The following is an 11,164-nucleotide window of genomic DNA, read 5'->3' on the forward strand; positions in this document are numbered from 1 at the left end:
CACCTTATGACGCAGATTACAAAACACTTCTTGTTGGCTGCAGCTTCGCTGGCTGTTTCCGTGCCCGCTCTGGCCGCAGTGAGTGCTGAAGAAGCGGCGAAGCTCAAAACCACCCTCACTCCGCTGGGAGCCGAGAAGGCGGGCAACAAGGCCGGCACCATTCCCGCTTGGGACGGTGGTTTGACCAAAGCGCCAGCCGGATACAAGAACGGTGATCCCCGGCCTGACCTGTTTCCTGGCGAAAAACCCAGCCTGTCTATCAACGCCGCGAACATGGCGCAGCACACCGACCAGCTGACCGATGGCGTGCAGGCCCTGATGAAGAAGTACCCCGACTTCCGCATCGACGTCTACCCCACGCACCGTACCGCCGCCGCACCGCAATTCGTGTACGACAACAGCTTCAAGAACGCTACGCGTGCCAAGACTATCGACGGTGGCTACGGCATGGAAGGTGCCTTTGGCGGCGTGCCGTTCCCCATCCCCAAGGATGGCTACGAGGTCATCTGGAACCAGCGTACGGCCTGGCACGGGGGTAACGTCACGCTGCCGATGCGGGTGTGGGTGGTCACGGCCGATGGCCGACGCGCCATGGCCTCGGGTGGCACGCAGACCATCAGCCAGGCGTTTTATGCCAAAGAGGGCAGCTTGGAAAAGTTTGACGGCTACTACCAGTACGGAAAATTTGTCGCCAGTGCGCCGGGCTCCAAAGCGGGAGAGGCGATCCTGGCGCTGGACAGCGTGTCCGACGCCGTGCCGCGCGGCTTGTGGCAGTACTTGGTGGGTCAGCGCCGTGTTCGCAAGGCCCCTTCCGTGGCCTACGACACGCCGGATTCGGTCACCTCCGGCATCGGCCTGTTCGACGAAGCCTTCACCCTGTTCGGCCCCATCGACAAGCACGAACTGAAGCTGGTGGGTAAGCGGGAAATCTACATTCCGTACAACAACAACCGCGCCGCGGCGGCGAAGGTCGAAGACCTGGTGACGCCCAATACCCTGAACCCGGCCCAGGTGCGCTGGGAGCTGCACCGCGTGTGGGAAGTGGAAGCCACGCTGGCCGCAGGCAAGCGCCATGTGGTGCCCAAGCGCAAGTACTACATCGACGAAGACTCCTGGCAAACCGTGTTGTTCGACGGCTGGGATGCCAAGGGCCAACTCTGGCGCACCAACTTTGCATTGATGCTGACCGCGCCTGACGTGCCCGTGGTGACCAACTTCGTGCTCTGGGGTGGCTACGACATGCAAAACGGCTCCTACTACCTGAACATGGCCTCTAACGAGTTGCCAAAGCAGTATGAAATCGTGCCGCCGATTCCGCGCAGCTTCTTCAGCCCTGAGTCCCTGGCCAACGAGGGCGCACGCTGATGCGCGGACCCGCATACCCTGGCATGGCGCGGCGCACCGTCTTGGGGGCGCTTGCGGGTTGGGCCGCGGCTGCACCGCTCGCCGGAGCGGCCAGCGCCCCGGCGGTGTTGTCAGCGCCGGCCCTCATGAGCCCCAAGGCCCTGGGCGCGGCCACGCTGGCCGTGACCCGCGCCGGCCAGCGCCTGGTGGCGGTCGGCGAACGCGGCACCGTGCTGCTGTCGGACGACCATGGCGCAAGCTGGAAACAGGCCCCGGTGCCGGTGCAAACCACCCTCACCACGGTGCGTTTTGCCGATGACAAAACCGGTTGGGCGGCCGGCCATCTGGGTGTGATCCTGCGCAGCGACGATGCTGGCGCCAGCTGGCACAAGCAGCTCGACGGCCTCCAGGCCGCGGCGCTGATGCTGCAGGCAGCGCAGGCCACGGGCGATGACAAGGCGATCGCCAATGCCCAGCGCTGGGTGGAAGAAGGCGCGGACAAACCGTTTTTCGACCTCGAATTCATCGATGCCCAACGCGGCTTTGCCGTTGGCGCCTACGGGCAGATGTTCGCCACGGCGGACGGCGGCAAGACCTGGGCTAGCGTGGCGCAGCGTTTGCCCAATCCCAAATCCTTGCACCTGTATGGCCTGCGCGCCCACGGCCAGACGCTGCTGATCGCGGGGGAGCAGGGTTTGCTGCTGCGCTCCACCGATGGTGGGCTCAGCTTCAGCGCCCTGGCCTCGCCTTACAAAGGCAGCTTTTTCGGCTTGCTGCACACCGCGGGCGATGTCTGGGTGGCCTATGGTCTGCGCGGCACGGCCTACCGCTCCCTGGATGCAGGCACGCAGTGGAAACAACTCGACACCGGCCTGCCCATGGCGGTAGGCGCGGGCACGGCTTTGCCGAAGGGCGGCTTTGTGCTGATGGGCCAGGCCGGCGATGTGTTGCTGGGACGTGACGAGGCGGCTGCGCTGCAGCGCACGCCAGCGCGTGAGCCGGTTCCGGTGTCGGGTGTCGCCATCGCGGCCGATGGCAGCCTGGTGCTGGCCAGCCTGCGTGGGATGAGGCGTTTGCCCGCACCGTCTGTTAACTGAAGAAAATTTTATGCACGCCGATTCCTCCTCCAACACCCAGCCTGTCGTCGCGCAGCTGGAAGACTTTGACACGCGCTCGGGCAACTGGGTGGAGCGCGCCTTTTTCAACTACCGTCCCTGGGTCGTGGCGATTTGCTTGCTGCTGACCCTGGTGTTGGGTTGGTTCGGGACCCGGTTGCAATTGAATGCCAGCTTCGAGAAAACCATTCCGACCTCGCATCCTTACATCGTCAACTACCTCGCGCACAAGGCCGATCTGGCTGGCCAGGGCAACGCGCTGCGCCTGGTAGTGCAGGCCAAACAGGGCACGATTTACGACAAGAACTACCTGGATGCGCTACAGAAGATCAACGACGAAATCTTCCTGCTGCCCGGCGTTGACCGCCCGTTCATGAAGTCGCTGTGGACCTCCAGCACCCGCTGGGTGGCGGTAACCGAGGAAGGGCTGGACGGCGGACCGGTGATCCCCGACAGCTATGACGGCTCCTCTGCCAGCCTGGCCGAATTGCGTGCCAACGTGGAGCGCTCGGGTGAAATCGGCCAATTGGTGGCGGGCGACTTCAAGTCCAGCATCGTCTTCGTGCCTTTGCTGGACCGCAACCCGGAGACTGGCAAGGCCTTGGACTATGGCGATCTGTCGCGCCAGATCGAAGTGCTGCGCGCCAAGTACGACGGCGACGTGCTGCAGATTCGCGTGACCGGTTTTGCCAAAGTGGTGGGCGACCTGATCGAAGGCCTGCACCAGGTCGTATTGTTCTTTCTGCTGGCCTTGGCCATCACCACCGTGGTGCTGTATGGCTACACGCGCTGCAAGCGCAGCACGGCCTTGGTGGTAGCGTGTTCACTGGTGGCGGTGGTCTGGCAGTTCGGTCTCTTGGCCCTGCTGGGCTATGAGCTTGACCCGTACTCGGTGCTGGTGCCCTTTCTGGTGTTTGCCATCGGCATGAGCCATGGCGCGCAGAAGATGAACGGCATCATGCAAGACATCGGGCGCGGCACGCACCGCGTGGTGGCGGCGCGCTACACGTTTCGCCGGCTGTTCATGGCCGGCTTGACGGCATTGCTGTGCGACGCCGTTGGCTTTGCGGTGTTGGTCATCATCCAGATCAAGGTGATCCAGGACCTGGCCCTGATCGCCAGCATCGGCGTGGCGGTGCTGATTTTCACCAACCTGGTGTTGCTGCCCATCCTGCTGTCCTATACCGGTGTGGCACCCTCGGCGGCGGCCCGCAGTTTGCGCGATGAGGTGGTGTTTGAAGGTGCCAAGCGCCCGTGGCTGTGGGCCTTGCTAGACCATTTCACACAAAAACGCTGGGCCACGGCGGCCGTGCTGGTGGCGGCCTTGATGGCGGCGGGTGGTTATGCCATCAGTCTCAATTTGAAGATCGGCGACCTGGACACCGGCGCGTCCGAACTGCGCCCCGACTCGCGCTACAACCGCGACAACGCTTATCAGATCGCCCACTACGCCGCCAGCGCAGACATCCTGACCGTGATGGTGACAACGCCGGTCGACCAGTGCACCCGCTACGAGACGTTGGCCAAACTTGACACCCTGGCCTGGCGCCTGGAGCAGTTGCCCGGCGTAGAGTCCACCAATTCCATGGCGGCGCTGTCCAAGCTGGCGATGGTGGGCTACAACGAAGGCAACTTCAAATGGTTTGAGCTGCTGCCCAATGATGGGGCTTTAGGTGGCGTGCAGACCCGCGCGCCACGCGAGCTGTTCAACCAGAACTGTTCCTTCCTGGCGTTGTACGTGTACCTGAAGGACCACAAGGCCGAGACCTTGTCACGCGTGGTGGCCGAGGTGGAGCAGTTTGCCGCCGCCAACAACACGCCGGAGATCAGCTTCAAGCTGGCCGCTGGCAGTGCCGGCATTGATGCGGCCACCAACATCGTGGTGGGCAAGGCCATGCACGAGATGCTGCTGTGGGTCTACGCGGCCGTGGTGATTCTGTGCTGGATCACCTTCCGCTCCTGGCGCGCGGTGGTGGTGGCGGTGCTGCCGTTGGTGCTGACCTCCATCCTGTGCGAGGCGCTGATGGTGGGTCTGGGCATGGGTGTGAAAGTGGCCACGCTGCCGGTGATTGCGCTGGGTGTGGGCATTGGCGTGGACTATGCGCTGTACGTGCTGAGCATCACCCTGGCCCGCCTGCGCGAAGGCGCAAGTTTGTCGGACGCCTACCACCATGCCTTGCAGTTCACGGGCCGCGTCGTGATGCTCACGGGCATTACGCTGGCGCTGGCCGTGGGCACCTGGGCGTTTTCGCCTATCAAATTCCAGGCCGACATGGGCATCTTGCTGGCCTTCATGTTCGTCTGGAACATGGTGGGCGCGCTGGTGCTGCTGCCTGCGCTGGCGCATTTCCTGTTGCGCGTTCCGGTTCCCGAGACGCGCGTGCAGCCTATGAAGCTGGATGCCGTGAGCGTATCCACATGACGCGGTACCGCTTACGCCCGCTTCTTGCACTCGCCGTGCTGCTGTTGTGTGCAACGGATAACGCTGGTGCAGCGCGTGAACCTGTGGTTATCGGTCAATCGCTGCCACTGACGGGTGCAGGCTTCCCGGTCGCCAACCGCGTGTTGGCGGGTGACCGGGCGCATGTGGAACGGGTGAATGTATCTGGTGGTATTTTGGGGCGGCCACTCGAATTGGTGACGTTGGACGACGGCGGTGATCCCCAGCGCGTAGCCGCCAATGCGCGGGCTGATTCGCTTGCGGCCGCATTCCATGACCGGCTCATTGGCTACACCAGCGTTGTACCCAATCTGAACGTTACGCGCTTGCCCATCGTCCGCGATTTGCAGCGCGATGCGGACGCCTTCATTGGTCCAGAAGCTGCGATCTTTGAAGGCTTGGAGGCCTATCTGAACCTGCGCCTGTGTACCGAGGCACTGCGTCGCGTGGGATCACGTGCCGATGGTCAGCGGCTGGGCGAAGCGCTGGAAAACCTGGGCACGCTGGACCTGGGTGGTTTTCGGTTGGTGTTGGGGCGTGACCGACACCACGGCTCGGACTACGTCGAGATCGGCATGCGCGCACGCGATGGCAGGCAGCTGCGCTGAAAACGGCAACTCCATTCAACCCCATTTTCCCCCACCAAAAAGAACCTCAACCCGGAGAAGACACCATGAACATTGCTCTCAAACCCATGCTCGAAGTCGCCGACCTGGACCCTGCCTTGGCCGGATTCCTGGCCCAGGCAGCGGCCCAGGGCAATCCGCCCATCGAGTCCCTGCCACCTGCCATCGCGCGGCAAATCTACCGTGGGATGGCCGACTCCCTGGGGCTACCGGCCCCCGTTATTGGCAAGGTGGAAGACGCCACTTGCCCAGGGCCTGCGGGGGCATTGCCCTTGCGCATCTACAGCCCGCAGACAGGCGGCGTGAACACGCCACTGCCCGTGTTGCTCTTCCTGCACGGAGGGGGGTTCGTGATTGGCGACCTGGAGACCCATGACAAGGTTTGCCGCACCCTGTGTCATTACGCAGGCATGGTGGTGGTCGCAGTGGATTACCGGCTTGCGCCAGAGCATCCGTTTCCCGCAGCAGTTGACGATGCCGAAGCTGCGTTGCGCTGGGTGTTGGACCACGCGACGGTTTTGGGTGGCGATGCCAGCCGCATTGCGGTGGCTGGCGACAGCGCGGGCGCGCAACTTGCCTTGGTGGCCGCGCGGTGTGTGCGGGCCGCCAACGTGCGTGCACTGGGAATGATCTACCCGGTGGCACAACATCCCGACGAGCCCAGCCCGTCGTACGCTGAGAACGATGGAAAGTTTCTGACCACCGGCGTGATGCAATGGTTTATGGGCAGCTACCTCGGCGGGCAAGCAGAGGTGCTAAAGCACCCGGACTATGCGCTGTTGAAGTCCGGCGGCTTTGAGGCCTTGCCCGCCACCTGGGTCGGCACCATGGGTCACGACCCGCTGCGTGACGAGGGGCACGCCCTGGCTCTGCGCATCGCCAGTGCCGGAGTAGCGGTGGCACACCACCACTATCCCAGTGCCATTCATGCCTGTATCCACTTCACCGCAGTGTCACCAGTCGGTCTTGCCGTCATGACGGACCTCGGGCAGTGGCTGCGTGAGAACGTTTGAAACGATAACGCTTGTAGGTTCACAGAATTCGTGCAAATTGGACATATTGAAATCAAAGACATTTGCAGGAATTCTGTGAATGAGGAAGCGGAGGTTCTCAAAATTATTGAAAAGATCCTAGTCCAGAGATTTTTGCACATAGCTGTACGTCAGATTTGACCAGTGCCAGTGCCATAGTCCTCAGATCGTTGAATTCCCCTTAGCCGCACCAATTATTCGCTTGAGCTCGGCTCGTCCAGCACGGTCCGCATTCGTCCAGGCAATTCGACACATGGCAATGAATTTTTCTTCGGCAGGATCGGGCGCAGTCTCGGGATGCTCTTGGTCCAGCCATCCCGCGGGCTTGGACCGCTTGGATTCAAACTGGCGAGCAAGCTTGTCGCCTACCGTCCGACCAGACTTGATCTGGCTCCACATGCTCAGAGAGACTTCCAGCGATGCGGCGAAGTCCCCCTCCAAACCAGCGAGCGTTTCTCCTTTGGAAATACGCTCCTGCACAAAAGCCTGATGCAGAGAGAGAAGGTTGCGAAGTCGGATGCTTGATGTCATGAGATTTGCAATTTTACAACAACAGTAAAAATGTTTTACTTTTCGCTTGCGCCTAAAAGTAAAAAACATTTACACTTCATCCCATCGCAGGCAAAAGCGCATGCGTTGACCCCTAAACCCATTTTTAGAACCCAACCGTAAAAGAAACCATCGTGATCGCAAGAACCGCACTCCACCTCACACACAGCCCCATTGGCTGCGGTGCGGTCCTGCGCGCTTCGAATCCCTGTGGCTTGCCCACATATCAGCGAGAGCAACGACTGGGCGCATGGTCCCTGAATCATTCCACGAGCGCGATTGCCAAAACCACTTCCATCGGGAGTGATTTTGAGAATTCGTTCCAACCGGGCGGAGGTAGCGTGTAGCTAACTCCCGTTTGCCTACAAACAACCCGGTTTCTCGCAAGAGGACCGGGTTTTTTGCTTTCTGGGCTACTCCAAGTGGCCATGCCAACGGCGCATCGACGCAGTGGCAAGTGATCTTTAACAAGTTGGTGTCATGTCTGGTATCGGGACCAACGCAACTTTGCACAAGCAAGGTTGTGCCGGTGCCAGTGAAGTAGTTGCGGGGATCCGTCGGGTCAGCCTGATGGGTAATGCGTGTGCGTCCTCGCCCTATTTCGACAGTGTTTGCAAACAAGGCCGTTGCGCAGTTCCTGCTCGGCATGGGGTAACCCGTGTGCTGGACTCGGCCTGATGTGTCAGTAGCCCGTAGCGGGTTGTTGGTGCAACGTACACGGGTGGTGCGTTGTGAGCATTGTCGAAATAGGTTTATGGATTGGTAGCTCAGTTGGTAGAGCGCTGCGTTGAAGGCGCAGGCGTCGAAGGTTCAAGCCCTTCCCGATCCACCACATTCGCAGGGTAGAGAAGCCCGGTTAACTCGCAAGGCTCATAACCTTGAGATCGCCAGTTCAAATCTGGCCCCTGCAACCATTTCGTCGCATTCGACTTCTGGTGAGGTCAGCAGGCTTTCATCCTGCGAAGAGGGGTTCGAATCCCCTATGCGATACCAGTTTTATCTCGATAGCTCAATGGGCAGAGCGCTGGTCTCCAAAACCAGAGGTTGAGGGTTCGAAGCCTTCTCGGGATGCCATCACATGGGGGGTTAGCCAAGTGGCCCACGGCATCGCGCTTTGACCGCGACATTCGGACGTTCGAATCGTCCACCCTCTGCCAGATTTAGTTTTACCCCCGGTGGCTAATGGAAACCGGCACACCTACCTGCCTTAGAAGCAGGGCTCTTGCGAGTTCGAATCTCGCCTGGGGGACCATATGCGCGTAGCCAAGTGGCCTGGCGTTCGGCTGCAACCCGAAATAGGCTGGTTCGATTCCAGCCGCGCATTCCAGTTATCCAATTTCGCGCCCATAGCTCAGCTGGACCAGAGCACTTGCCTACGAAGCAAGGGGTCGCACGTTCGAATCGTGCTGGGCGCTCCAATTTCATTTCCCAGTAGCTCAGTTGGTAGAGCGCCGCACTGTTAATGCGGATGTCGTTGGTTCGAGACCAGCCTGGGGAGCCAATTTCCGTGATTAGGCAAGTGGCATGTCGCCTGCTTTGGGAGCAGGACGTCGGGTGTTCGATTCACCCATCACGGACCAATTTTGGACGTTTGACCGAGAGGCCGAAGGTGGCGGACTGTAAATCCGCTCGTAACTGCACGCTGGTTCGAATCCAGCAGCGTCCACCAATTCGAGCAACGGATCTGCCGGGACGCCGACGGGTCATCAGTGCGAGCGGTATCTGGTGCCGCGCGGGGAAGACGCACCGTTGCCCGATTCCTATTTAGTGGTGACTGTAGCCAAGTGGTAAAGGTCCCGCGCTGTGACCGCGGTATGCGTGGGTTCGAATCCCATCAGTCACCCCAACACCTTGTTTGTCCATGTAGCTCAGCAGGAAGAGCAACCGCCTTGTAAGCGGTAGGTCGAGCGTTCGAAACGTCTCCTTGGGCACCACACACAGGAAGGTTGGCAGAGTGGTAATGCAGCGGCTTGCTAAGCCGTGGCTCCGCAAGGGGTCCATCAGTTCGATCCTGATACCTTCCGCCAAGCAATGCCCGAGTGGTGGAATCGGAAGACACGGCAGACTCAAAATTTGCTGCTGAAAATGCGTGCCGGTTCAAGTCCGGCCTTGGGTACCAAGTTTCAAGAATTGCAACGTCTGCTGGTCATGGCGTCGCATGCACGGGTCGACCTGGCCCCGTAGACCACAAAGCCAGGAACTATGCCGTGCAGCAACTGCAGTCGCCACCGATAGGCGGCGTGGTAGCTGAGCCCATGGCCATAGACGCGGTCCCCCAGACAAGATAGCCGCGAGGGGGGCATCGGACGCAACCCGACAAGCCTGTGCAAGACAGGCTGTTGAGTATCGGCGCCGGCTCATTGGAGCTGTGCGGCCGAAGCTCATGCCTCACCAATACACCAGGAGCTTCCATGAAATCGAAGACACGAAAACCATCGGCCCCGCGCAACCCCTTCGTCGCGGCGGCCAAGTTCAAGAAGGCTGGCGCACACACGAAGCCTCATAAAGCGTTGCGTCGCCAGGAGAAAGTCAATCAAGGGCGTTTAGCTCATTTGGTAGAGCACCCGGCTTTTAACCGGATGGTGCCGAGTTCAAACCTCGGAACGCCCACCACGCAAAGTGAATTCCAAAGCCAATGGTTTCGGAATGCGTTTTGCAATTTGAAGTCCATCGCGTCCCCGTAGCTTAGTCGGATAGAGCGCAACCTTCCGAAGGTTGAGGTCGCCAGTTTGAGCCTGGCCGGGGACTCCACATGCAACACCGCTTTTGGCCCGTTAGCTCAGCCTGGTAGAGCACCTCCCTGTCTAGGAGGCCGTCGGGGGTTCGAATCCCCCACGGGTCGCCAATTTCCATCTCTATAGATGAGGCCGTATTGCCCGCATAGTTCAATGGAAAGAACGCTCGCCTTCTAAGCCTCAGACACAGGTTCAATTCCTGTTGTAGGCCCCACGCACATGACACCACTTGAGATCACACGAATTCAGAAAGGAGATGGCCACAAACGGCCACAGGTGCAATCGTGAATCAAAACAGAATCCTCCAACTCGACGTGCAAGGTGTTCCTCAATCCTGGGTGAGTCCGGAACGCGCTGCAGGCTACTACGCCACCGGTGATGTTGTCTGGGCCGTGGGCGAGACCTTCATGACCATGCGTGGCGGGATCAATGCCGTCAGTGGCGTGCAGTCCCACATCGATCTCGCGCCCATCATCGCCGTCAATGGCTGCGCGAACGTTAATCTGTTCGACGTTACGCCCACGCTGACCAATCGCAAGCTGTTTGCGCGCGACAGGTCCATGTGCGCGTACTGCGGTGGTGTTTTCAAGCACGAGGATCTGACACGAGAACACATCCATCCTCGGTCGCGCGGCGGCCTGGACAACTGGCAGTCGGTGGTGAGTGCATGCCGGGGTTGTAACAACCTCAAGGCAGACCGCTTTCCGCATGAAGCCGGGATGACTTTGCTCTACACGCCGTATGTGCCCAGCCTGTATGAAGACTTCATTCTGTCTTCAAGGCACATCCGAGCCGATGTGATGCAGTGGTTACTGGCCAGGGTGCCCAAGGGATCGCGACTGATTTAATGTCTCTCCGGCAAGAGTAGGGCCCAATGTGTGCCTGACAGGGTTTTCGCTAAGGTTTATCTTTGCCCCAAAGCAGGGCACACCGTTTTTACGGACGCGTGAATTGTCATGATGTGCCTTCCGAAGGCGAGTTAAGGCTCAAGAGGGCATCCTCCTGCGTCGCCGTTCCAAAAAGATCGAAAAGTGTGGCCTGTAGGCATCGCGAGTAGTAAATCGCTTTTAGCGATAACTTTGGTTGTCTACTGCAAGTCCGATAAATCGATCAGTTTCAATACTGATGGTCGGTATGACTGGCATCACCATAAATTCTCAGAATTTGCATGATTTGAGAAAGTTTGCAATATTTCTGAGAGTGTTGATTTCCGTTGAAAACTGATCCACTGGGGGTGCGGACAAAATCTTGGACTACTTGGAGGTAGTTCATGTATTCGTACGAAGACCGAATCCGAGCAGTCAAGCTCTATATCAAGCTGGGC

Annotated in this window: 7 protein-coding genes and 18 tRNA genes; 24 read left to right on the forward strand and 1 reads right to left on the reverse strand. The window is 59.7% G+C overall.

What is annotated here, in order from left to right:
* The first annotated feature begins 6 nt into the window (after positions 1 to 6).
* The 5 genes from J2X15_RS14355 (at position 7) to J2X15_RS14375 (ending at position 6,538) form a co-directional block, all read left to right on the forward strand.
* A complete protein-coding gene (locus J2X15_RS14355) occupies positions 7 to 1,365 on the forward strand; it encodes a DUF1329 domain-containing protein (protein ID WP_310343998.1) in 1,359 nt (452 codons plus the stop codon).
* A complete protein-coding gene (locus J2X15_RS14360; protein ID WP_310344000.1) occupies positions 1,365 to 2,441 on the forward strand; it encodes a WD40/YVTN/BNR-like repeat-containing protein in 1,077 nt (358 codons plus the stop codon). Before J2X15_RS14355 ends, J2X15_RS14360 begins: the two co-directional genes overlap by 1 nt.
* A gap of 10 nt (positions 2,442 to 2,451) precedes the next feature.
* Entirely contained in the window at positions 2,452 to 4,881 is a 2,430-nt protein-coding gene (locus tag J2X15_RS14365; RefSeq protein ID WP_310344002.1) for an efflux RND transporter permease subunit, read from the forward strand.
* An 83-nt stretch (positions 4,882 to 4,964) separates the two neighbouring features.
* The gene (locus J2X15_RS14370; RefSeq protein ID WP_310344004.1) at positions 4,965 to 5,507 is read left to right on the forward strand and encodes an ABC transporter substrate-binding protein; all 543 of its coding nucleotides are present in this window, start codon (positions 4,965 to 4,967) and stop codon (positions 5,505 to 5,507) included.
* 65 nt (positions 5,508 to 5,572) lie between these two features.
* Positions 5,573 to 6,538: an alpha/beta hydrolase gene (locus tag J2X15_RS14375; RefSeq protein ID WP_310344005.1), complete on the forward strand. Its 966-nt coding sequence runs from the start codon at positions 5,573 to 5,575 to the stop codon at positions 6,536 to 6,538.
* 180 nt (positions 6,539 to 6,718) lie between these two features.
* On the opposite strand, the gene J2X15_RS14380 is transcribed toward J2X15_RS14375, so the two are convergent.
* On the reverse strand, positions 6,719 to 7,156 hold the full coding sequence (locus J2X15_RS14380) for a hypothetical protein (protein WP_310344007.1): 438 nt from the start codon (positions 7,154 to 7,156) through the stop codon (positions 6,719 to 6,721).
* 705 nt (positions 7,157 to 7,861) lie between these two features.
* Here J2X15_RS14380 and J2X15_RS14385 point away from each other — a divergent pair.
* The 19 genes from J2X15_RS14385 (at position 7,862) to J2X15_RS14475 (ending at position 10,688) form a co-directional block, all read left to right on the forward strand.
* Positions 7,862 to 7,937 (forward strand) — tRNA-Phe (locus tag J2X15_RS14385).
* Between the two features lie 4 nt (positions 7,938 to 7,941).
* Positions 7,942 to 8,019, forward strand: a tRNA-Met gene (locus J2X15_RS14390).
* Positions 8,020 to 8,023: 4 nt separating this feature from the next.
* Positions 8,024 to 8,098 (forward strand) — tRNA-Glu (locus J2X15_RS14395).
* A 5-nt stretch (positions 8,099 to 8,103) separates the two neighbouring features.
* Positions 8,104 to 8,179, forward strand: a tRNA-Trp gene (locus J2X15_RS14400).
* Positions 8,180 to 8,185: 6 nt separating this feature from the next.
* Positions 8,186 to 8,262, forward strand: a tRNA-Gln gene (locus J2X15_RS14405).
* A 12-nt stretch (positions 8,263 to 8,274) separates the two neighbouring features.
* Positions 8,275 to 8,357: transfer RNA gene (locus tag J2X15_RS14410), tRNA-Leu, on the forward strand.
* A gap of 1 nt (position 8,358) precedes the next feature.
* Positions 8,359 to 8,432 (forward strand) — tRNA-Cys (locus J2X15_RS14415).
* Positions 8,433 to 8,445: 13 nt separating this feature from the next.
* Positions 8,446 to 8,523, forward strand: a tRNA-Arg gene (locus tag J2X15_RS14420).
* A gap of 7 nt (positions 8,524 to 8,530) precedes the next feature.
* A tRNA-Asn gene (locus J2X15_RS14425) sits at positions 8,531 to 8,606 on the forward strand.
* Positions 8,607 to 8,610: 4 nt separating this feature from the next.
* Positions 8,611 to 8,685: transfer RNA gene (locus J2X15_RS14430), tRNA-Pro, on the forward strand.
* 5 nt (positions 8,686 to 8,690) lie between these two features.
* Positions 8,691 to 8,774 (forward strand) — tRNA-Tyr (locus tag J2X15_RS14435).
* A gap of 101 nt (positions 8,775 to 8,875) precedes the next feature.
* Positions 8,876 to 8,951 (forward strand) — tRNA-His (locus tag J2X15_RS14440).
* An 11-nt stretch (positions 8,952 to 8,962) separates the two neighbouring features.
* Positions 8,963 to 9,039: transfer RNA gene (locus J2X15_RS14445), tRNA-Thr, on the forward strand.
* Positions 9,040 to 9,045: 6 nt separating this feature from the next.
* Positions 9,046 to 9,132 (forward strand) — tRNA-Ser (locus J2X15_RS14450).
* A gap of 6 nt (positions 9,133 to 9,138) precedes the next feature.
* Positions 9,139 to 9,224: transfer RNA gene (locus J2X15_RS14455), tRNA-Leu, on the forward strand.
* Between the two features lie 418 nt (positions 9,225 to 9,642).
* Positions 9,643 to 9,718: transfer RNA gene (locus tag J2X15_RS14460), tRNA-Lys, on the forward strand.
* A gap of 61 nt (positions 9,719 to 9,779) precedes the next feature.
* Positions 9,780 to 9,856: transfer RNA gene (locus tag J2X15_RS14465), tRNA-Arg, on the forward strand.
* 17 nt (positions 9,857 to 9,873) lie between these two features.
* Positions 9,874 to 9,950: transfer RNA gene (locus tag J2X15_RS14470), tRNA-Asp, on the forward strand.
* 174 nt (positions 9,951 to 10,124) lie between these two features.
* Positions 10,125 to 10,688, forward strand: coding sequence for an HNH endonuclease (locus J2X15_RS14475; RefSeq protein ID WP_310344008.1), 564 nt, complete (start codon positions 10,125 to 10,127; stop codon positions 10,686 to 10,688).
* Positions 10,689 to 11,164: the final 476 nt, after the last annotated feature.

The sequence above is a fragment of the Rhodoferax saidenbachensis genome, from assembly GCF_031457975.1.
GTDB classification, from domain to species: domain Bacteria; phylum Pseudomonadota; class Gammaproteobacteria; order Burkholderiales; family Burkholderiaceae_C; genus Allorhodoferax; species Allorhodoferax saidenbachensis_A.

Bases quoted from the DNA above. Each gene is read 5' to 3' on its own strand.
- J2X15_RS14355 (WP_310343998.1), top strand. From the start codon at position 7: ATGACGCAGATTACAAAACACTTCTTGTTGGCTGCAGCTTCGCTGGCT.
- J2X15_RS14360 (WP_310344000.1), top strand. From the start codon at position 1,365: ATGCGCGGACCCGCATACCCTGGCATGGCGCGGCGCACCGTCTTGGGG.
- J2X15_RS14365 (WP_310344002.1), top strand. From the start codon at position 2,452: ATGCACGCCGATTCCTCCTCCAACACCCAGCCTGTCGTCGCGCAGCTG.
- J2X15_RS14375 (WP_310344005.1), top strand. From the start codon at position 5,573: ATGAACATTGCTCTCAAACCCATGCTCGAAGTCGCCGACCTGGACCCT.
- J2X15_RS14380 (WP_310344007.1), bottom strand. From the start codon at position 7,156: ATGTTTTTTACTTTTAGGCGCAAGCGAAAAGTAAAACATTTTTACTGT.